Genomic DNA, 19,693 nt, shown 5'->3' with positions numbered 1-19,693 from the left:
CCAAATTAACCCGTCAGGGGGTGGTTACAGCAACGGTGCATTGGGTGGGGCACCCCTATCCTTAAGCGCCGCCACCCAGTGTGAAGCGTTACCTTGAAAGTAAATCCTGTCGCTCAGAGCACGAACTGGCGCCGGGTCGGCTCCATGAAATCCAGCGCCGGGCCGATGGGCACGATGCCCGTCGGGTTGATGGTGCGGTGGCTGGCATAATAGTGGCTGGTGATGTGGTCCATCGCCACCGTGCCTGCCACGCCCGGCACCTGATAAAGCGCGCGCGTCCAGTCCCAGAGCTCGGGATAATCGACAAGGCGCCGACGGTTGCACTTGAAATGGCCGTGATAGACGGCATCGAAGCGCACCAGCGTGGTGAAGAGACGGATATCCGCTTCCGTCAGCCGGTCGCCCACCAGCGTCTGCCGGCCTTCGGCAAGCCGGGCTTCCAGCCAGTCAAGCGTAGCGAACACATCATTCGCCGCGTCTTCATACACATCCTGCACAGTCGCAAATCCGGCGCGATAGACGCCGTTATTGAGGCCCGGATAAATCCGCTCGTTCACCTCGTCGATCTCGGCGCGCAGGGCCTCGGGGTAATAGTTCCCCGCCTCTGCACCCAGACCGTCAAAGGCGACAGTCAGCATGCGGATGATCTCGGAGCTTTCGTTGGAAACGATGGTGCCACGCTTCTTGTCCCACAGCACCGGCACCGTCACGCGGCCGGTATAATGCGGATCAGCCTTGGCATAGATCTCGTGCAGAAACTGTGCGCCGTGCAGTTCGTCCCTGTGCTCGCCATCGAACACCCAGCCATGCTCCAGCATGAGCGGGGAGACGATGCTGACGGAGATCATGTTACCGAGGCCCTTGAGGGCCCGCATGATCAGCGTGCGATGCGCCCACGGGCAGGCAAGGCTGACATAGAGGTGATAACGCCCGGCTTCCGCCTGAAAACCGCCCTCGCCCGACGGACCGGCGGAACCATCCGCCGTAATCCAGTTACGAAAGCTGCTCGGCTGGCGCTTGAAGCTGCCACCGGTGGACTTGGTGTCGTACCAGACATCCTGCCACTTGCCGTCTACCAGCAGGCCCATGGGTTATCTCCTTCGTCCAAAGTCAGTCACTGTAGCGTTGCCAGCAACATGACCGCATCAGGACGGAGAGACCACCCCAGTATTTCGCAACAATCCGTTGCGAGGCCGGTCAGCGGGCCCGCACAAGAGATCAATCAGCGGTCAGCGCCCGGGCGTGATGGCGCAAATGGTCTTCCACGAAGGTGGAGATGAAATAGTAGCCGTGGTCGTAACCCGGCTGCATCCTGAGCTCCAGCGCCTGCCCGCTTTCCTTGCAGGCTTCGGCAAAGAGCGTCGGGTTCAGCTGGTTCGGCAGGAACTGGTCCGCCTCGCCCTGATCGATGAGGATCAGGCGCTCCGACTTGCCCATACGGGCGGCTACCAGCTCGCTGGCGTCATAGATTGACCATGTGGAACGATCGCTCCCCAGATAGCCGGTAAAGGCCTTCTCGCCCCACGGGCAGCTCATTGGCGCAGCGATGGGCGCGAAGGCGGAAAGGCTCTTGAAGATATCCGGATTCCGCAGCCCGCAAACCAATGCGCCGTGCCCGCCCATGGAATGGCCGAAGATGCCCTGACGGGTCGTATCCGCCGGGAAGTGCTTTGCGATGAGCGCCGGTAGCTCCCGCGTCACATAGCTATACATGCGGTAGTGCCTGGCCCATGCCCCCTCGGTGGCATCGACATAGAAGCCGGCGCCGGAGCCGAAGTCCCAGTCGCCATCCAGCTCCTCCGGCGCGACACCGCGCGGGCTGGTATCCATAGTCACCAGCATGAGGCCGAGTTCAGCAGCAAGCCGCTGCGCTCCGGCCTTGATCATGAAGGTCTCTTCCGTGCAGGTAAGGCCCGCAAGGTAATAGACGACGGGAACCTTCGCCCCTTCCGCCGCTTGCGGCGGGGTGAAGACGGCGAAGTTCATGGGCGTGCCGGTCTCTTCGCTCTCATGGGTGTAGAACCCCGTAACCCCGCCGAAACTGCGGTGTTCGCTGCGGATCGTATAGCCGGTCATAATCCCTCTTCCCCGTCTTGCCCTGTCCTGGCTTCCACCGAAATGCTGACCTTAGTAGGTCAGCACCGTGCGGATGCTCTCGCCGTGATGCATCAGGTCAAACGCCTTGTTGACCTCCGCATGCGGCAACACATGGGTGATGAGATCATCGATATTGATCTTGTTGTCCATGTACCAGTCGACAATGCGCGGCACATCGGTACGGCCCCGGGCGCCGCCGAAGGCAGAACCCTTCCACACGCGGCCGGTCACCAGCTGGAACGGACGGGTGGAGATTTCCTGCCCCGCACCGGCCACACCGATGATGATGCACTGGCCCCAGCCCTTGTGGCAGCACTCCAGCGCCTGGCGCATCAGCTTCACATTGCCGACGCACTCGAAGGAATAATCGGCGCCGCCCTTCGTCAACTCCACCAGATGGCCGACGAGATCGCCCTGGATGTCCCTGGGGTTGACGAAGTGGGTCATGCCGAACTTGCGGGCAATCGCCTCGCGCTCGGGGTTAAGGTCCACACCCACGATCATGCCGGCGCCCACCATGCGGGCCCCCTGGATGACATTGAGGCCGATGCCGCCGAGGCCGAAGACAACGACGGTGGCGCCCGCTTCAACCTTGGCGGTGAAGGCCACGGCGCCGACGCCGGTGGTCACGCCGCAGCCGATGTAACACACCTTCTCGAACGGGGCGTCGGAGCGGATCTTGGCGAGCGCGATCTCCGGCAGCACGGTGTGATTGGCGAAGGTGGAGCAGCCCATGTAGTGGAACACCGGCTTGCCGCGGTAGGAGAAGCGCGAAGTACCGTCCGGCATCAGGCCCTTGCCCTGCGTGCCGCGGATCGACTGGCAGAGGTTGGTCTTCTGGCTGAGGCAGTATTCGCACTCGCGGCACTCGGGCGTGTAGAGCGGAATGACATGATCGCCCGGCTTCAGCGACTTGACGCCGGGACCCACTTCCAGCACCACGCCCGCGCCTTCATGGCCGAGAATGGCCGGGAAGATGCCTTCGGGATCATCGCCGGAAAGGGTGAAGGCATCGGTATGGCACACGCCGGTGGCCTTGATCTCGACCAGAACCTCGCCCGCCTTCGGGCCTTCCAGATCGACCTGATCGATCACCAGCGGCTTGCCGGCCTCCAGGGCAAGGGCAGCGACGGTCTTCATGGTGGGATGCCTCCTTGTTGGCGTCATGCTTCTGGGGGCCTGGACTGAAGGCCCAAGCGCCGGTTGCCCGCAGGATGACGACGAAGCCGCCAGCGGTCCAGAACGAAACCGACATGGTTGGGGGCAAAGAGGATCTTAGCGAAGATGGAGGGGCCCACATCCCCCACTGTCGCTTACGCGACATCTCCCCCATTTTGGGGAAGAAATCCTTCCCCAAAATGGGGAAGGTGGCGCTTCAGCGCCGGATGGGGATGTGGGCCTTTCCGTTAGCTGCGCTACTCACGCGGCTGGCAGACGCTCCACCAGACCACCCGTCCGGGCGATGAAGGCGGCGATTTCCTTGACGCCTATCATCGCCTTGAGATTGGTGAACATGAAGGGCCGTGTCCCGCGCATCTTGCGGCTGTCGCGGTCCATCACCTCAAGGCTGGCGCCCACCAGCGGGGCAAGGTCGATCTTGTTGATCACCAGCAGGTCGGAGCGGGTGATGCCCGGGCCGCCCTTGCGGGGAATCTTGTCGCCAGCGGAAACGTCGATGACATAGATGGTGATGTCCGCAAGCTCCGGGCTAAAGGTGGCGGCCAGATTGTCACCGCCGGATTCGATGAAGATCAGCTCAAGGCCCGGAAACTTCGTCGCCATCTGGTCAACGGCGGCGAGGTTGATGGAAGCATCCTCGCGGATCGCCGTATGCGGGCAGCCCCCGGTCTCCACCCCCATGATGCGCTCGGGATCAAGCGCGCCTGAGCGTGTCAGGAACTCGGCATCTTCCTTGGTGTAGATGTCGTTGGTGATGGCGGCGACGTTATAATAGTCGCGCATATATTTGCACAGGCGATCGGTCAGCGCGGTCTTGCCGGAGCCGACGGGGCCGCCGATGCCCACGCGCAGCGGGCCATTTTTGGAGCCAGTAGCGGAAACGCTGGTATCGGTCATGACCTGAAGAGCCTCGTATACTGGGTTTCGTGGTGGATGGAATGCAGCTCCGCCAGCGGCGCGGCTGTGCCGAGGCGGGAAGGATCGGCCGTGAGCGCCCGGCTCGCCGCGCGGGCAACCGCCGGCTCCAGCAGGGCAATGGCGCGCTGCCCGTCCGTCTGGCCGAGCGGAACGGTACGCACGGCAGCGGAAACAAGATTGGCGGCAAAAGCGTGCAGATAGGCATGGAGCGCCGCTTCCAGCGGCATGCGCCCGGCCATGGCAACCGCCACGGCAACCGGATAGGCAACCGGCTCCCCGGCACGGGCCGCGACGAAGGCGGCGAGGCGTTCATCCGGCCAGGCATCGCCGGTTACCTTGACGAAGGCAGCGCCCTGCTGGCTCGTCTCCAGCGCAGTCTCGGAGGTAGCGCGAAAGGCAGCGGCAAGCTCGGCAACCTCCTCCAGCCCCGCCGGGTCCTCTACCGCCCGCCAGGCGGCGCAAAACAGCACCGCATCGGTCCAGCCACCGCCGACCTCCAGCACGGTAGCGATCCAGCGCGCCACATCACCGGCACTGCGCACCTCCCCGGCATCGATCGCCGCCTCCAGCCCGTGGCTGTAGCTGAAGGCGCCCACTGGATAGGAGGGCGACAGCCAGGCCATCAGCCGGTAGAGGGCGGCGGCGTCAGTGTTCATGCCGGTGGCCATGCCCGTGATGGTGGTGTTGGCCATGATCTTGGTCATGGTCATGGTCATGGTCATGATGGTGATGATCGTGTCCGTGATCATGCTCATGGGAGTGATCATGGCCATCGTGATGGTGGTACCCGTGGTCATGATGATGATCATGCGAATGGGCATGAGCGTGCGCAGCCGTGCCGGGGGCCGGGGCGTGGTCATGGGCCAGCATGTGGCCGAGGCCGCCATAGGCGCCGCCTTCCGGCACGAAAGGCGCCGTCACGCGCCGGACCGTCGCCCCCAGCCCTTCCAGCATCGCCACGATCACATGGTCATCGCGGATAAAGAGCCTGTCGGGCAGCAGCTGCGCCGGGAAATGGCGGTTGCCGACATGCCAGGCAATGCGAATGAGGGTGCCGATCTCCGGCGCCGTCACTTCCACCAGCGGTTCCGGCGCGGCAACCACGCGCACCCAGCCGCCGGCTTCCAGCTTCAGCCCGTCCCCTTCATTGAGGGCAATCACACGCGGCAGGTCGAGCAGGAAGTCCCCGCCCTCGTCCAGCGGCAGGCGCATGCGGCGGCGGAAGCGGTCTTCATAGGTCAGCGTCACGCTGCCGATGGCTTCCGCCGCCGGCCAGTCACCCGCCGCTACCGCCTCGATGGCACGATACATGGCCGTCATTCCTCTTTCATCGCATAGGGGCTGCCGCGCAGCAGCAGTGCATCGGGTTTACCGATCCGGGACCAATCCGCATCACTGAGCAGCGGCGCCGGCATGCCCTCGCCGCCGATCCGGGCACGCAGGCGCTGTTTCACCAGCGCCTCGATCCAGGGCCAGGCGGCATTCACCGCCTGATCCTGCGCGTTCTCGCCGGAAAGCTGCAAGGCACCGTCCACCACCTGCGCCCGCTCCAGATAGGTGTGGAAATGCGGGCTGTCGGCGGCATCGTAATGATACAGCGCCTCGTTGATCTGCAGCAGGTTGAAGAAGCGCCGCAGCAGGCGGGTGAAGATCACATCCTCTCCCCCCTTGCGGAACAGCTCCTGCTCCGGAAAACCGCCAACCGTCTCGAACGCATAGCGCCGCAGCATCTTGTTGCCCGGCAGCGTGGTGGCCAGCGGTCCGGCAATCGGCGCGGGCAACGGTGTGGGTGTGATCACCCCGGTCTGCACCGCATCGATCATCGGCAGGCGTGACAGCATGGTGAGCGTTGCTTCAAGGAAGTTCGGCTCGTAGCGGTCATCCGCGTCCAGAAAGCAGACAAAGAGCGAGCGGCTGAGCGCCGCGCCGAAGTTGCGTGCCCCGGCCGCACCCAGATTACGCGGCGTCTGCACCAGCTCAAGGCCCGGAATGCCGCCGACGGCCAGCGCCTTTATCTCTTCCAGCGTGCCGTCGGTGGAATGATCATCCACCACCGTCAGCCGCCATCCCTTGACGCTCTGTGCCATGACGGAGCGGATGGCCGCGCTGACCCGGCCGGCCTTGTTATAGGCCGGAATGACGATCTGGACTGTTTCAGCCACGGGCGGTGCCCCTTCCCTTACACGCTTGTTTTCTGTTCTGGACGCCAGCCTAGAACAGGAAATAGCGCTGGGCCATCGGCAGCACGTCCGCCGGCTCGCAGGTCAGGAGTTCCCCATCGGCCCGCACCTCGTAGGTCTCGGGGTCGACATCGATCTTCGGGCAGTAATTATTGTGCACCATCATGGATTTGGTGAGGCCGCCACGGGTGTTGGCGACCGCCAGCAGCGTGCGCTCCAGCCCATATTTGCGGTCGATGCCATCGGCAATCGCGGCACCGGAGACGAAGGTGACGGCCGATTTGATCATGCTCTTGCCGAACCCGCCGAACATCGGGCGGTAGTGCACCGGCTGCGGCGTGGGGATGGAGGCGTTGGGATCGCCCATCGGCGCCATGGCGATGGTGCCGCATTTGATGACCAGTTCCGGCTTCACGCCGAAGAAGGCCGGCGACCACACCACCAGATCGGCGAGCTTGCCGATTTCGATGGAGCCGACATGGGCCGCAATGCCCTGCGCCAGCGCCGGATTGATGGTGTATTTGGCGACATAGCGTTTGGCGCGCGCATTGTCGTTATCGCCCACCTCCTGCGCCAGACGGCCGCGCTGCTTGCGCATCTTGTCCGCCGTCTGCCAGGTGCGGATGATCACCTCGCCCACGCGGCCCATGGCCTGGCTGTCCGAGGAAATGATCGAGAAGGCGCCGAGATCATGCAGGATATCCTCGGCGGCAATCGTCTCCTTGCGGATACGGCTTTCGGCAAAGGCCACATCTTCGGAAATCGACGGGTCGAGATGGTGGCACACCATCAGCATGTCGAGATGTTCGTCGAGCGTGTTGACCGTGTAGGGCCGCGTCGGATTGGTCGAGGACGGGATGACGTTCTGCTCGCCGCACACCTTGATGATGTCCGGCGCATGGCCGCCGCCCGCGCCTTCGGTGTGAAAGGCGTGGATGGTGCGGCCCTTGAACGCGGCAATCGTGTCTTCGACAAAGCCGCTTTCATTGAGCGTGTCGGTATGGATCAGCACCTGCACATCCATCTCGTCCGCCACGCCAAGGCAGCAGTCGATGGCGGCAGGGGTGGTGCCCCAGTCTTCATGCAGTTTGAGGCCGCAGGCCCCGGCCAGCACCTGCTCCTTCAGAGCCGCCGGCAAACTCGCATTGCCCTTGCCGAAGAACCCGAGATTCATCGGGAAGGATTCCGCCGCCTGCAGCATGCGCTCCATATGCCAGGCGCCGGGCGTGCAAGTGGTGGCGTTGGTGCCGGTTGCCGGGCCGGTGCCGCCGCCCATCATGGTGGTGACGCCGGAGGCCAGCGCCTCCTCGATCTGCTGCGGGGCGATGAAATGGATGTGCACGTCGATGCCGCCGGCGGTCACGATCTTGCCTTCGCCGGCAATCGCTTCCGTGCCCGGGCCGACCACGATGGTGACGCCCGGCTGCGTATCCGGATTGCCCGCCTTGCCGATGCCGACGATGCGCCCGTCGCGGATGCCGATATCGGCCTTGACGATGCCCCAGTGATCGAGGATCAGCGCGTTGGTGATGACGGTATCGACCGCCGCCATCGGCCCGCCATTGCCGCGCGGGGTCTGGGACTGGCCCATGCCGTCGCGGATGACCTTGCCGCCGCCGAACTTCACCTCTTCGCCATAGATGGTGAAGTCCTTCTCCACCTCGATGATGAGATTGGTATCCGCCAGCCGCACCCGGTCGCCCACGGTGGGGCCGAACATGTCGGCATAGGCCGCACGCGAAATTCTAGCCGCCATGTCCCCTCAGCCCTCCAGAGCGCCCATGATTTTCTGATTGAAGCCGTAGACCTTGCGCTCGCCGCGGATCGGCACCAGCGTCACGTCCCGGCTCTGCCCCGGCTCGAAGCGCACCGCCGTGCCGGCGGCAATGTCGAGCCTCATGCCGCGCGCCTTCTCGCGGTCGAAGGAAAGGCCGGAATTGGTCTCGGCAAAATGATAGTGGCTGCCCACCTGCACCGGCCGGTCGCCGGTATTGGCAACGGTGACGGTAACCGTCGGCGCGCCCGCATTGAGCTCGATCTCGCCGGGCGGCGTGAAGATTTCTCCGGGGATCATGCGCCTCTCCTTGATTGGCTTGTTATTGACTTGACCACCCTCACCCTCCCACCGCTTCGCGGCGGGCCCCTCCCTCTCCATGAATGGAGAGGGTCTTCCCTATCCTCCCCCATCCATGGGGGAGGTGCCCCGAAGGGGTGGAGGGGGGTGGGGACTCACCCCTAGCACTCAAATCACCGGATCGGCTGATGCACCGTCACCAGCTTCGTGCCGTCCGGAAAGGTCGCTTCCACCTGGATGTCGTGGATCATCTCGGGGATGCCATCCATCACCTGCTCGCGGGTCAGCACCTTCGCGCCGTCCTGCATCAGCTCGGCAACGGAGCGGCCATCGCGCGCGCCCTCGACGACGAAGTCGCTGATGAGCGCCACGGCCTCCGGGTAATTGAGCTTCACGCCGCGCTCCAGCCGGCGGCGGGCAACCATCGCGGCGGTGGCGATGAGCAGCTTGTCTTTCTCACGCGGCGTCAGTTGCATCGGCCTCGATCTCCCCGCCCGTTCCGGGCCCTTATTCCTGTTATATCCGCCACACGCGCGGCAGGCGCGCTGGCAACCCCGTAAGCTCGGCGCGCAGCGCCATCAGATAATCCATCAGGCAGCCCCGCAGCTCCGCCGTATCCCGCCCGACGAAACGGGTCACCATCAGGCCGCTGACCAGCGTAACTCCGGCCTTGAGCCGCTCCGGCGCGGCGGAAGTGTCGCGCGGCGAAGGTTGCGGCTCAAGCTCCCCATCCGCATCGAAGGCCGGTTTTGTCTCTTTTTTCAGGGCCTTTTCCAGCAAGGCCCGTGCCGTCTCCAGCCGGGCCGCACAATCCGGCGTGTAGACTACTACCGTGGCTACGGCGAGCGCCCCGCCAAACGCATAGGGATCGTGCAGCCTGCCTATTGTCTCGGCATCAAGGCTGAGCCCGTCGGCCCAGCGCAGCCGCCCACCCACCCGGATGCGCCAGGCATCATGCAGCGCGCACTCGGTCACGCTCTCGCCATGGGCGGTACGGCCGAAGACCACCGCCTCCACCGCCAGCAGGGTAGCGGTGGGGTCGAGCGTCACATGGGTGTGGCGGACAAAATTGCTGCGGTTGAAGAGGATGCATTCCTGCGGCAGCCATTCCAGATAACCGCCGGCGCCAACCTCAAGGCGCACCTCCATCTCCGCCTCATCGCCCAGCGAGCGGTAGATTTTCTCCGCCGCCTGGGTGGTAAGGGTGGCGCGGGCGCCGGGCGCCACGCTCACCTCGTAATCGATGCGGTCGCCGCCGGTCATGCCGCCGCTGGTCGTCACCATCACGGCGGCCGGCGGCTCGCCCTTTTCCACACGCGGAAACAGCACCCGGCAGGGTGGCTTCTGATAAAGATCGGCAAGCCCGGCGGGGCCGATGACAACCCGCGCCGCACCGCGATTACGCTGCATGCGCGGGGGCATCCGCCCGCTTTCGGCAGGCGCTGACGGCAGATCGGTCAGGTCGCGGGCGCTGTCAGGCATGGCTGCGGCAGTTGCTTTCAGGAAAAGGCGTGAAGCGCAGACACCTAGCCGCCGGTGGCAAAGCCGGCGCCGCGGTCCTTGCCGCGCACAGCCCAGCCCGTCATCCGCCGCTCAACCCAGGCGGCAACAGCGTACATGATGATGCCGAGCGCCGCGATCACCAGCAGGCCGGCGAACACCAGCGGCACCCGGAAGGAACTGCTGGCCGACAGCATCAGATAGCCGATGCCGGCATTGGCGGCGACCGTCTCGGAAATGACCGAGCCGACGAAGGCGAGCGTGATGGCGATCTTCAGCGAGGCGAAGAAATAGGGCATCGAGCGTGGCACACCGACTTTCAGCAAAATGTCGGTGCGGCTGGCGCCCAGCGCCCGCATTACATCCTCAAGCTCCGGCTCCAGCGTGGCGATGCCGGTCGCCACATTCACCACGATGGGGAAGAAGCTGATGAGAAAGGCGGTGATGATGGCCGGCACCGTACCGATGCCGAACCAGATGACCAGCACCGGCACCAGCGCCACCTTGGGCACGGAATTGAAGCCGATGAGGAGTGGATAGAGCGCGGCATAGATGATGGGCGATGCGCCGATAAAGATGCCGAGCAGCAGGCCGAACACCACGGCGAGGGCAAATCCGCCCAGCGTGGTGATGAGGGTTTGCTGCGCATTCATCCAGATGGCGGGCCAGAAATCCCACATCGCCTGAAACGCCTCGCTCGGCGCCGGCAGGATGAAGCTTTCCACCTTGAAAGCCCGGCAGATGATTTCCCACAACAGGAAAAAGCCGATGCCGGCATACCAGGGCGCAAGCGCGCGGTTGTTGAGGCGGTATTTCATCAGATCTGCTGCCTCGCCATCACGATCTGGTCGCGCAGTTCATGCACGATCTCGACGAATTCCGGCTTGTAGCGGTCTTCCAGCCGGCGCGGGCGCGGCAGGTCGATGCTGCGGGAATAGATGACCCGGCCGGGCCGGTTGGAGATGACATGCACCCGGTCAGCCAGGAACACGGACTCAACAAGATCGTGCGTCACCAGCATCGCGGTGAAGCGCCGCTCCATCCACAGCTGCTGCATCGCCTCCCACAGTTCCTCGCGGGTGAAGGCGTCGAGCGCGCCGAACGGTTCGTCCAGCATCAGGAGCTCAGGTTCGTGGATGAGTGCGCGGCAAAGGTTGGCGCGCTGCTGCATGCCGCCGGAAAGCTGCCAGGGATAACGGTCGGCAAAGCCGTCGAGACCGACGGTTGCCAGCAGGGCTCGCGCCTTTTCCCGGTACTCCGCCTTGCGGGCGCGGAATTGGGAGCGGTGCGGCTCGACGATCTCCAGCGGCAGCATGACGTTGCGCAGGGTAGAGCGCCACGGCAGCATCACCGGGTTCTGGAAGGCCATGCCCACGATCTTCAGCGGGCCGGTCACCTCCTGCCCCGCCACGATCGCGGTGCCATCGCTCACGCGCTCAAGGCCGGAAATCAGCTTCATGAGCGAGGACTTGCCGCAGCCCGACGGGCCGACGACAGCAGCAAACTCGCCCTTTTCAATCGAAAAGGAACAGTCCTTGAGCGCGAGAACGCCGCCTCCCCCGCCATAAGCGAGGGAAGCGCGGTCAATCTCGACAAAAGGGCGTCCCGCCCCGGCCAGATGGCCGGGGGCGGTTGCCGTCATGGGCGAGCCTGCAGCGTTCACGGGATCTTCCGTTCAGCGGCCGGCGGCAGGAAGGAAGCGTCGAACACCACCTCCGGCTTGATCACGCTCTTGAGACCCAGCGCATCGGCATTCTGCCCGATGGAGCGGCCAAGGCGCGCCATGTCGACATCGCCAAAGCCATTGGTCTTGGTGGTATCGGTCACGATGTTGGTGTCGATGGCCATCTTGAGGCGGGTGGTCTCAAGCTGCTTGTCGATGAGCGGATCATACTTGGCGACGATCTCGACGGAAGCGGCCGGGTCCTTCAGCACATCGATGAGGCCCTTGGCGGCAGCGCCGAGGAAGGCCTTCACCTTGTCGCCATGATCCTTGAGCATGTCCGGCGAGGCAATGATGGCATTGCCATAGAAATCAAGGCCGTAGTCCTTGTAGAGCAACGGTACGATATCATCGAACTTCACGCCGCGGGCCTGCAGGTCCAGCATGGAGGTGAAGTAGTGGCCGGAGATGAAATCCACCTCACCTTTCAGCAGCATGGCCTCGCGCAGCGACGGATCCATGTTCACGCGCTGGACGGAAGCCGGATCGATGCCCGCCGCCTTGGCAAAGGCCGGGAACAGCTTGTAGGAGGCATCGAAGACCGGGGAGCCCAGCTTCTTGCCGACCAGATCGGCCGGCTTGGTGATGCCGGACTTCTTCAGCGCATAAACGCCAAACGGCGCGGCATCATAGACCATCATGACCGACTTGATGGCCTTGTCCGGATTGGCGGTGTCGTATTCCACCAGCGCGTTGATATCGGCAAAGCCCATCTGGTAGGCGCCGGAGGCAACACGGTTGACGGCGCCGGCGGAACCCTGGCCGGCATCGATGGTCACATCCAGCCCGGCTTCCTTGAAGTAGCCCTTTTCCTTGGCGAGCAGCAGGAAGCTGGTCGGGCCCTGATACTTCCAGTCCAGGGTGAACTTGATCGGGAAATCTTCTGCCCGCGCCATGCCGGTGGTGGCCACCGCCGCCACCATCGCCGTCGCTGCGGCAAGCCGCGCGAAGGTGCGCCGGGTAAACCAGTTCGTCGCCGTCATTCTCCAAGGTCCCCTGTCTGCTGGATTTTTTGATGAGGTCATTCGTGGCCATCAGGGAGCAAGCACCATGCCATGGCGCGCTCGCCTGTCTTGCCTCTGGCTCCTAACCCTGTAGTGCACCCTCCCCTGCCTATCCGTTAGGCAACTGTCCGCTTTTTTGACCCTCAGGTCAAAATGCCGCACCCGTCATCCGGCGCAAGGCGCCGTAGCTCGGCGGCAGGGAGAAACCGTAAGCCAGCGGATCATCGCTGTGTATCTCGAATGTGGCCTTGCCGCTGAAAGCCGATTGACCGCTGACGCTCACCGTGACGCTGCCATCGCCCCGGGCGGAGGCAATACTGGCCAAAAACGGCACCGGCGTCGGCCCATAGAACTGCCGCTCGGCGCCGGCTGCAATCAGGCCCCGGGCATGGTCGCGCGCAAGCCGCGCCGTCACGCCGCTGCCGGTCGGGCTGCGGTCGATCTGCCCTTCGGCAAAGATGCAGAGATTGTATGTCGGCTCCGGCACCGGCGCGTCATCGATCAGGATGGTGCCATAGAGAAAGCCAAGATCGGCGGCATCCGGATGCACGATATCCAGCTGCGCCCGGCCGGCCGCGGTAATGGCCGTGCCGATCTCCACCAGCCGCTCCAGCGGCGTTTCAAAGAAATCCACGCCAAGGCTTGAAGCCGGCAGGATGAGGTAGAAGGCGCCGCCATAACAAAGGTCGGCGGTGATACTGCCGAGACCCGGCACCTCAAGCCTGGCATCCCGCTGCGCCAGAAAGGCCGGCACACTCTCAAAGCCGCTTTGCACCACCTTGCCACCGGCGAGCTGCGCGGTAACACGCACGACGCCGCAAGGCAGCTCGATGGGAAAGGATATCTCCCCGTTTTCCGGCGCGGGGACCTGCCCGCTTTCCACCAGCCATTTGCCCAGCGCGACCGTGGCATGGCCGCACATGGTGCTGTAGCCTTCATTATGGGTGAAAAGCGCCCCGAAGACGGCCCCCGCGGCCTTCGCTCCATCGCTCGGCTCGACGGAAATGACGCCATACATGCCGGCGTGGCCACGCGGCTCCAGCATCAGCGCGCGGCGCAGTGCGTCATGCTGCTCCAGCGCCTCACGCCGCTTGTCGAGAATGCTGGCACCGGTCAGGCGCGGATAACCGCCGGCTACGATCCGCACCGGCTCCCCGGCCGTGTGCATGTCAATCACATCCAGGGTAAGCACCTGATCCGGCATGGCAAACTCCGCACGAAGGCCCGGCCGGGAGCAAACGCACCCGGCCCGTAAACCCGCGTTAGCAGAGCCGCCTGCCGGCTGGCAAGCTCAGCCCACCAAAGCAGCCGCCAGCGCCTGCGGCTGCTCAAGGCTCACCATATGCGAAGCCCCGTCGATCACCGTCAGGCTTGCTCCGGGGATCAGCGCCACCATCCGCTGCATCAGCTCCGGCGGTGTTGACGGGTCGAGAGCACCGGCAATCAGCTTTGCCGGCACCGATATCTCACCGAGACGCCCTTCATGGCCGATGCCCGCCATCGCCCGCCAGCTCGCCGCCCAGTCAGCCACAAAATTGCGCTCCACCCGGTCGCGGGCATAACGCACGGCCCAGCCATCCACGGCCAGCGTGGCGGGCTGGAACCAGCGGGTGAGCGTGGGCACCAACTGGGCGGCCATGCCGTCAGCCTCGGCAGACGCCGCCCTTGCGTCAAAGGCCGGCTGCGCCCAGGCCGTGGTGGCGACAAGCGACAGCGAGACCACCTTTTCCGGATAATCGAGCGTGAAATGCTGGGCGATGACACCGCCCAGCGACAGGCCGCAGACCGCGGCCTGCGGTAGCCTGAGTGCCTGCATCAATTCGGCAAGGTCGCTGGCAAAGTGGGCAATGTCCCGCACGGCCGGCGCACCGGCGGCATGGCCATGGCCGCGCAGGTCATAGGCAATGACGCGGTAGCGGCTGGCCAGCGCCGGCACCACGTCACGCCACATGCGCCGGTCCAGCCCCAGGGCGTGCAACAGGATGAGCGGCGGCAGATCGCCACCGGTATCGCTCACCAGCGTTTCATGATCGCCCAGCCTCACCCGCTGCCCCTGCAGCGGCAGCGCGAGCCCCAGCTCCTCCACCGTTTCCCTGACAACGCGCAGCAAGTTGAGCGCCCTAGGGAAACCGGCGTAGATGGCCACATGTTCGGCAAGCGCCACCAGCTCATCCGGCTCGGCGCCGACATTGAGCGCCGCCTCGGCATGGATGCGCAGCTGCGGCTCCGCCCCGCCCATCGCCCCCAGCACGGCAACCGTTGCCAGTTCGCGCGGCAGCCGGCCAAGCTCGGCGCGGGAGAAAACTTCGCCGAAGGCAAAATCCGTCACCGCATCGGCAAGAACCTGCGAGCTTTCGCGGATCCGGGCCACCGTTGCCACCCCGCGCTCGCCATCGATGGCTTGCAGTTCCTTGAGACCGATCTTTGCCCGTTCCATGGCTTTTACCCTTGCGGCTGTTGCGCTCAAGCCAAGGAAAGCGTCTTTCACCCATGGATCGACAGACAAGATATTGGCGCCCTATCTTTCATTTTTGAAAAGCAAGGGCTGTGCGGGCGAGCATCGGATGAACTGGGACGACATCAGGGTGTTTCTGGCCGTTGCCCGCAGCGGCGGGCTTTCCGGCGCCGCCGGGCGGCTGCATATGAGCCCGGCGACCGTCGGGCGCCACATCGCCGCGCTGGAGGAGGCGCTTGGCAGCCACCTCTTCGAGCGCAGCCAGAGCGGTTATGCGCTGAGCGATGCCGGGGAAAGTCTGCTCAGGGACGCCGAAGAGGCAGAAGGCCAGATGGAGCGGCTGCACCGCCGGGCGAGCGGCCGGGACATGGCGGCAGAAGGCAGCGTGCGCATCGCACTGCCGGAAAATTACGCAACAATGCTGGTCATGCCCGAGATCGCGCGCTTCCAGGCCCGTTATCCCCGGCTGATGCTGGAACTGGTCACCAGCATTTCGCTCTCCAGCCTCACAAGACGGGAAGCCGACGTCGCGCTGCGCCTCGTCCGGCCCGAAACCGGCAACCTCACCATCAGCCGGGCGGGAGCCATGGCCTCCGCGCTTTATGCCAGCACAGCCTATCTGGCCGCGCACCCGTTCGAGCCCGGCATTACCGCCGGCCATCGCGGCATCGGCTGGGATGAAAGCCAGCAGAGCCTCACCGCCGCCCGCTGGATGGCCGAGCATTTCCCCCATGTGCCGCTGACCATCCGCGCCACCAGCCTGCAAAGCCAGCTTGCCGCCTGTCGCGGCGGAGCGGGCCTTGCCCTGCTGCCCTGCCTGATGGCGGACCCGTTTGCGGAACTGGTCCGGCTGATCCCGCCGGAGAATGTCTATTCACAGGATATCTGGCTGATTGCCCATCGCGAAATTGCCGAAACGGCCCGTGTACGCGCCGTGCTCGGCTTCCTGCGCGAGGTGGTAACGGCTCGCCGGCCGGCCCTGCTGGGGAGCAACGGGCCGGTTCCATGAGCCATCCACCAGCCGGAAAGCCCGCTTGCCCGGCAAGCTTCTTGCTAGGCATCGTCGGTCGGAAGCGGCACGCTGCCGGCCGCAGACACGAGAAAAGACAAGTCTCAAGACCCGTTAGATCAGGAGCCTTCCTCTGATGACCTCGCCGACGTCCCCCGTTGATGCTTATCCGCGCGATCTGGTTGGTTATGGCCGCACCCCGCCCGATCCGCGCTGGCCGGGCAAGGCCCGCGTGGCGGTAAGCTTCGTCCTCAATTACGAGGAAGGCGGCGAGCATTCCGTGCTGCATGGCGACAGCGAGGCGGAAACGTTCCTGTCCGAGATCATTGGCGCCCAGCCGGTCAAGGGCCTGCGCCACTGGAACATGGAGAGCTTCTATGATTTCGGCGCCCGCGCCGGCGTGTGGCGTATTCTCAACGAATTCGACAAGCGCAAGCTGCCGCTGACCGTCTATGGCGTCGGCATGGCGCTGGAGCGCCACCCCGATCTTGCCCGCAGCTTCATTGAGCTTGGCCATGAAGTGGCAAGCCATGGCTGGCGCTGGTTTGACTATCAGTACACCGCCGAAAGCGCGGAACTGGCCGACATGCTGCGCGCCATCGCGGTGACGGAGGAGGTCTGCGGCGTGCGGCCGGAAGGTTATTATCTCGGTCGCTGCAGCCCCAATACCGTGCGCCTTGCCGCCGAACACGGCAATTTCCGCTACTGCTCGGACGTTTATGACGACGACCTGCCCTACTGGAACACCCAGTACGGCAAGCCGCTGCTGATGATCCCCTATTCGCTCGACGCCAATGACATGCGCTTTGCCTCGCCGCAGGGCTTCAACACGGGAGACCATTTCTTCCACTACCTGCGCGATGCGTTCGACGTGCTGTATGCCGAGGGGGAAGAGGCGCCCAAGATGATGTCCATCGGCCTGCACTGCCGCCTCATCGGCCGGCCCGGTCGCTTCCGTGGCCTGCAGAAGTTCCTCGACCACATCCAGGCGCATGACAATGTGTGGGTGACCCGCCGCATCGACATCGCCAACCACTGGCATCAGCACTTCCCGCTCGCCTGACGGGTGCAGCACGTACGGAAGGGCGCGCAGCACGAAGCGTCCTTCCGGTGTAGTGCCCCTAACCGCTTGGGTTATTGACCCTCTCCCTGCCGCGGCGGACGATTGCATACAACCGTAGCAGGCAGATCCGGGAGGGTCCCTTCTTGGTGGAGACGGCAAGCACCGCACTTTGGACCTTTTCAGGTCTCACGGTCGCTCTCGGCATCATGCTGGCGAGCCTGTGCGGGGTTTTTGCTGCCATCGTCCTGCTGCGCAGCGCCCTGCATCATGCCCCCCAGGCTTTGCTCAACTGGGTAACCGCCGCCGCGCTGGCGCTCGGTATCGTGATCGCGATGGAAACGACCGTGCCGATTGCGCCGGGCATCATCGCCGACCCCCGCTGCGCCCTGCTTGCACTGGCAGCGCCCGTCGCCGGCTGGCCCGGCATGCTGCTCTCCCTCACCGCATCGCTGACGCTCCGGTATCATCTCGGCGGGGCCGGCATGTATGCGGGCATGACCGGCAGCATTCTTTCCACTGCCGCCGGTTATATCGTGTGGCGTCTTTGCCGCCGGCAGGGCACCGAGCTGACGCTTGCAAACCTCACCGCCCTTGCCGTGGCAGCCGCTGTGGCCGGCATCGTCACCATTCCGCTTTTGCCGCAGCCTTATGCGCGGGATTTGATGACCACGCTGGGCCCGGCACTCGCGCTCACCAACGGGCTCGGCGTAATGATCCTGGGCGGTCTGCTGGGGCTGGACCAGCGGCTGCGCCGCACGGAATTGCAGGCCCGTCAGGCCGCCAGAAGCCGCAGCGAGTTTCTTGCCAGCATCAGCCACGAGATGCGCACGCCGCTGACCACCATCCTTGGTTATGCGCGGGTGATGCGGGAGGCTTCGCTGCTGCCCGGGCAGGCATCCTCCCTGCAGCAGATCAACCGGGCCGCGCAGCATCTGCTGACGATGATCGACGATGTGCTGGACTTTAACCAGCTGAATGACGGCAAGCTGAAGCCCGAGCCGGTGGCAATCTACCTGCCCGATTTCGTGCGCGATGTTGCCGCCCTGTGCGAGCCGCTGGCCGCGGCCAAGGCGCTGCAATTCCGGACCGGCCAGGTGGATGAGGTCTGGCTGCGGGCTGACCGGCGGCGCCTGCGGCAGGTGCTGTTCAACCTCATTGAAAACGCCATCAAATACACCCCGATCGGCACGGTAACGCTGTCGGCCGCCGCCGAACCGGAATGGCTTTTGACCGGCGGCACACCGCGCACGGCGCAGCTTTGCCTCAGCGTGACCGACACCGGCATCGGCATTGCCAGCGAGCAGCTGGAGGAAATCCTTGCCCCGGCAGGCCCCGATCAGGCGGCCATTGCCCGTGCCGTCAGCAGCGGACGGATCGGCCTTGCCCTTGCCAGGGCGCTGGTGCAGGCGATGCAGGGCACGCTGTGCGCGCACTCGGCCCCCGGACAGGGCACTGAGATTACCGTATCGCTGAAACTGCCGCTGCTCACCGGCACCCAGATTCCACTGCCGCTGCCGCAGGAACCTGCACAGGCGGCAGCAACGCAGCATTGCCGCGTCCTGCTGGCCGAGGATTCCGAGATCAACCGCCATCTGATCGAAACCATCCTGCGCCGGGCAGGGCATGAAGTGCAGTCCGTCACCAACGGCGAGGAAGCGGTGCGCGCTGTTGCAGCGCAAGGCCCCTTCACCGTCATCCTCATGGACCTGCAGATGCCGGTGATGGACGGCCTTGCCGCCACGCGGGCCATCCGTCAGCTGGAGCGCGAGCGCGGCTGGCACCAGCGCACGCTTGCCCTGACCGCCACCGCCACCAGCGAGGCGCGCAGCAGCTATTACGACGTGCAGGGCGACGGGCTTTTGACCAAACCCATCGACTGGGAATTGCTGCTGGGCTTCCTCGCCCGGCTGGCCCAGGACCCGGAAGCTGCGCTCGAGCAGGCCTGAAGCCCGCCCGCTAACCGGCGCGGGAAATCCGCGTCGACAGGATGATCGAGGAAAGCGTGCGCTCCACCCCCTCGATAGCGCCGATCTCGTCAATCAGGTGATCGAGCTCGGCAATCGACGGGGCGGCGATCATCGCAATCAGGTCAAACGACCCGCTGACGGAGTGCAGCGCCGTGACCGCGCGCATGCGGTCAAGCGCAGCGGTAACCTGCGGCAGCGCCTTGGGGGCGATGGTGATGAGGATATGGGCGCGGATGAGGCTTGAGGCATAGCGCTCGGTCAGCCGCACGCCGTACCCGGCAATCACCCCTTCCCGCTCCAGCCGCTCCAGCCGTGCCTGCACCGTGGTGCGCGACAGGCCGAGCGTCTTTGCCAGCGTTGCCACCGGCAGGCGCGCATTCTCGCCCAGCAAGGCCAGGAGTTCGCGGTCCTTTTCCGTCAGTTGCATCGCACGCGCCCCGCAATGTGCAAATTCAATTCGTCATATTGTCCATCTTTATACAACTAATTGCCTTTTCTGCCGCTATGAATCGTCCAGCTCGTGG

General features: G+C 64.7%; 20 protein-coding genes. 3 read left to right on the top strand and 17 right to left on the bottom strand.

Annotated elements, in window-relative coordinates; all coding sequences use genetic code 11:
• Positions 1 to 113 precede the first annotated feature (113 nt).
• The 16 genes from QTL98_RS08130 to QTL98_RS08055 form a co-directional block, all read right to left on the bottom strand.
• Positions 114 to 1,088 carry a glutathione S-transferase family protein gene (locus QTL98_RS08130; RefSeq protein WP_445681718.1) on the bottom strand — a complete coding sequence of 325 codons (975 nt, stop codon included), beginning with the start codon at positions 1,086 to 1,088 and terminating at the stop codon, positions 114 to 116.
• A 130-nt stretch (positions 1,089 to 1,218) separates the two neighbouring features.
• Entirely contained in the window at positions 1,219 to 2,076 is an 858-nt protein-coding gene (gene fghA, locus QTL98_RS08125; RefSeq protein ID WP_445681717.1) for an S-formylglutathione hydrolase, read from the bottom strand.
• 51 nt (positions 2,077 to 2,127) lie between these two features.
• Entirely contained in the window at positions 2,128 to 3,237 is a 1,110-nt protein-coding gene (locus tag QTL98_RS08120) for an S-(hydroxymethyl)glutathione dehydrogenase/class III alcohol dehydrogenase (RefSeq protein ID WP_445681716.1), read from the bottom strand.
• Positions 3,238 to 3,516: 279 nt separating this feature from the next.
• On the bottom strand, positions 3,517 to 4,173 hold the full coding sequence (gene ureG / locus QTL98_RS08115; protein ID WP_445681715.1) for an urease accessory protein UreG: 657 nt from the start codon (positions 4,171 to 4,173) through the stop codon (positions 3,517 to 3,519).
• Entirely contained in the window at positions 4,170 to 4,949 is a 780-nt protein-coding gene (locus QTL98_RS08110; protein ID WP_445681714.1) for an urease accessory protein UreF, read from the bottom strand. The genes ureG and QTL98_RS08110 overlap by 4 nt, the downstream gene beginning before the upstream one ends.
• Entirely contained in the window at positions 4,840 to 5,505 is a 666-nt protein-coding gene (locus QTL98_RS08105) for an urease accessory protein UreE (protein WP_445681713.1), read from the bottom strand. Before QTL98_RS08105 ends, QTL98_RS08110 begins: the two co-directional genes overlap by 110 nt.
• Positions 5,506 to 5,510: 5 nt before the next feature.
• Complete coding sequence (locus tag QTL98_RS08100; protein ID WP_445681712.1) at positions 5,511 to 6,356, bottom strand: glycosyltransferase family A protein; 846 nt, start codon at positions 6,354 to 6,356, stop codon at positions 5,511 to 5,513.
• Between the two features lie 49 nt (positions 6,357 to 6,405).
• Complete coding sequence (gene ureC, locus QTL98_RS08095) at positions 6,406 to 8,130, bottom strand: urease subunit alpha (RefSeq protein WP_445681711.1); 1,725 nt, start codon at positions 8,128 to 8,130, stop codon at positions 6,406 to 6,408.
• 6 nt (positions 8,131 to 8,136) lie between these two features.
• Positions 8,137 to 8,448, bottom strand: coding sequence for an urease subunit beta (locus QTL98_RS08090; RefSeq protein ID WP_445681710.1), 312 nt, complete (start codon positions 8,446 to 8,448; stop codon positions 8,137 to 8,139).
• Between the two features lie 173 nt (positions 8,449 to 8,621).
• The gene (locus tag QTL98_RS08085; protein WP_445681709.1) at positions 8,622 to 8,924 is read right to left on the bottom strand and encodes an urease subunit gamma; all 303 of its coding nucleotides are present in this window, start codon (positions 8,922 to 8,924) and stop codon (positions 8,622 to 8,624) included.
• Positions 8,925 to 8,964: 40 nt separating this feature from the next.
• Positions 8,965 to 9,930, bottom strand: coding sequence for an urease accessory protein UreD (locus tag QTL98_RS08080; RefSeq protein ID WP_445681708.1), 966 nt, complete (start codon positions 9,928 to 9,930; stop codon positions 8,965 to 8,967).
• Positions 9,931 to 9,974: 44 nt separating this feature from the next.
• A complete protein-coding gene (locus tag QTL98_RS08075; RefSeq protein WP_445681707.1) occupies positions 9,975 to 10,766 on the bottom strand; it encodes an ABC transporter permease in 792 nt (263 codons plus the stop codon).
• Complete coding sequence (locus QTL98_RS08070; RefSeq protein WP_445682109.1) at positions 10,766 to 11,590, bottom strand: ABC transporter ATP-binding protein; 825 nt, start codon at positions 11,588 to 11,590, stop codon at positions 10,766 to 10,768. The genes QTL98_RS08075 and QTL98_RS08070 overlap by 1 nt, the downstream gene beginning before the upstream one ends.
• A gap of 17 nt (positions 11,591 to 11,607) precedes the next feature.
• Entirely contained in the window at positions 11,608 to 12,654 is a 1,047-nt protein-coding gene (locus QTL98_RS08065) for an ABC transporter substrate-binding protein (protein WP_445681706.1), read from the bottom strand.
• A 169-nt stretch (positions 12,655 to 12,823) separates the two neighbouring features.
• Entirely contained in the window at positions 12,824 to 13,879 is a 1,056-nt protein-coding gene (locus QTL98_RS08060) for a proline racemase family protein (RefSeq protein ID WP_445681705.1), read from the bottom strand.
• Between the two features lie 87 nt (positions 13,880 to 13,966).
• Positions 13,967 to 15,112 carry an alpha/beta hydrolase gene (locus QTL98_RS08055; protein WP_445681704.1) on the bottom strand — a complete coding sequence of 382 codons (1,146 nt, stop codon included), beginning with the start codon at positions 15,110 to 15,112 and terminating at the stop codon, positions 13,967 to 13,969.
• 127 nt (positions 15,113 to 15,239) lie between these two features.
• On the opposite strand from QTL98_RS08055, the gene QTL98_RS08050 reads away from it, so the two are divergent.
• The 3 genes from QTL98_RS08050 (at position 15,240) to QTL98_RS08040 (ending at position 19,148) form a co-directional block, all read left to right on the top strand.
• Entirely contained in the window at positions 15,240 to 16,139 is a 900-nt protein-coding gene (locus QTL98_RS08050) for a LysR family transcriptional regulator (protein WP_445681703.1), read from the top strand.
• Positions 16,140 to 16,275: 136 nt separating this feature from the next.
• On the top strand, positions 16,276 to 17,202 hold the full coding sequence (gene puuE / locus QTL98_RS08045) for an allantoinase PuuE (RefSeq protein ID WP_445681702.1): 927 nt from the start codon (positions 16,276 to 16,278) through the stop codon (positions 17,200 to 17,202).
• A gap of 146 nt (positions 17,203 to 17,348) precedes the next feature.
• On the top strand, positions 17,349 to 19,148 hold the full coding sequence (locus QTL98_RS08040; protein WP_445682108.1) for an ATP-binding protein: 1,800 nt from the start codon (positions 17,349 to 17,351) through the stop codon (positions 19,146 to 19,148).
• A gap of 10 nt (positions 19,149 to 19,158) precedes the next feature.
• Here the strand turns inward: QTL98_RS08040 and QTL98_RS08035 are convergent, their stop codons facing one another.
• Positions 19,159 to 19,596, bottom strand: a complete 438-nt coding sequence (locus QTL98_RS08035; protein ID WP_445681701.1) for an Lrp/AsnC family transcriptional regulator — start codon at positions 19,594 to 19,596, stop codon at positions 19,159 to 19,161.
• Positions 19,597 to 19,693: the final 97 nt, after the last annotated feature.

The organism is Radicibacter daui (assembly GCA_030657355.1).
Taxonomy (GTDB): Bacteria; Pseudomonadota; Alphaproteobacteria; order Radicibacterales; family Radicibacteraceae; genus Radicibacter; species Radicibacter daui.
The sequence above is the reverse complement of the archived record's forward strand: the minus strand, read 5'-3'. Positions and strand labels throughout refer to the sequence as shown.

What these genes read in the sequence shown, in the direction of transcription:
- QTL98_RS08130 (WP_445681718.1), bottom strand. Translation starts at nt 1,088, where the DNA reads ATGGGCCTGCTGGTAGACGGCAAGTGGCAGGATGTCTGGTACGACACC.
- fghA (WP_445681717.1), bottom strand. Translation starts at nt 2,076, where the DNA reads ATGACCGGCTATACGATCCGCAGCGAACACCGCAGTTTCGGCGGGGTT.
- QTL98_RS08120 (WP_445681716.1), bottom strand. Translation starts at nt 3,237, where the DNA reads ATGAAGACCGTCGCTGCCCTTGCCCTGGAGGCCGGCAAGCCGCTGGTG.
- ureG (WP_445681715.1), bottom strand. Translation starts at nt 4,173, where the DNA reads ATGACCGATACCAGCGTTTCCGCTACTGGCTCCAAAAATGGCCCGCTG.
- QTL98_RS08110 (WP_445681714.1), bottom strand. Translation starts at nt 4,949, where the DNA reads ATGAGCATGATCACGGACACGATCATCACCATCATGACCATGACCATG.
- QTL98_RS08105 (WP_445681713.1), bottom strand. Translation starts at nt 5,505, where the DNA reads ATGTATCGTGCCATCGAGGCGGTAGCGGCGGGTGACTGGCCGGCGGCG.
- ureC (WP_445681711.1), bottom strand. Translation starts at nt 8,130, where the DNA reads ATGGCGGCTAGAATTTCGCGTGCGGCCTATGCCGACATGTTCGGCCCC.
- QTL98_RS08090 (WP_445681710.1), bottom strand. Translation starts at nt 8,448, where the DNA reads ATGATCCCCGGAGAAATCTTCACGCCGCCCGGCGAGATCGAGCTCAAT.
- QTL98_RS08085 (WP_445681709.1), bottom strand. Translation starts at nt 8,924, where the DNA reads ATGCAACTGACGCCGCGTGAGAAAGACAAGCTGCTCATCGCCACCGCC.
- QTL98_RS08080 (WP_445681708.1), bottom strand. Translation starts at nt 9,930, where the DNA reads ATGCCTGACAGCGCCCGCGACCTGACCGATCTGCCGTCAGCGCCTGCC.
- QTL98_RS08075 (WP_445681707.1), bottom strand. Translation starts at nt 10,766, where the DNA reads ATGAAATACCGCCTCAACAACCGCGCGCTTGCGCCCTGGTATGCCGGC.
- QTL98_RS08070 (WP_445682109.1), bottom strand. Translation starts at nt 11,590, where the DNA reads ATGACGGCAACCGCCCCCGGCCATCTGGCCGGGGCGGGACGCCCTTTT.
- QTL98_RS08065 (WP_445681706.1), bottom strand. Translation starts at nt 12,654, where the DNA reads ATGACGGCGACGAACTGGTTTACCCGGCGCACCTTCGCGCGGCTTGCC.
- QTL98_RS08060 (WP_445681705.1), bottom strand. Translation starts at nt 13,879, where the DNA reads ATGCCGGATCAGGTGCTTACCCTGGATGTGATTGACATGCACACGGCC.
- QTL98_RS08055 (WP_445681704.1), bottom strand. Translation starts at nt 15,112, where the DNA reads ATGGAACGGGCAAAGATCGGTCTCAAGGAACTGCAAGCCATCGATGGC.
- QTL98_RS08050 (WP_445681703.1), top strand. Translation starts at nt 15,240, where the DNA reads ATGAACTGGGACGACATCAGGGTGTTTCTGGCCGTTGCCCGCAGCGGC.
- puuE (WP_445681702.1), top strand. Translation starts at nt 16,276, where the DNA reads ATGACCTCGCCGACGTCCCCCGTTGATGCTTATCCGCGCGATCTGGTT.
- QTL98_RS08035 (WP_445681701.1), bottom strand. Translation starts at nt 19,596, where the DNA reads ATGCAACTGACGGAAAAGGACCGCGAACTCCTGGCCTTGCTGGGCGAG.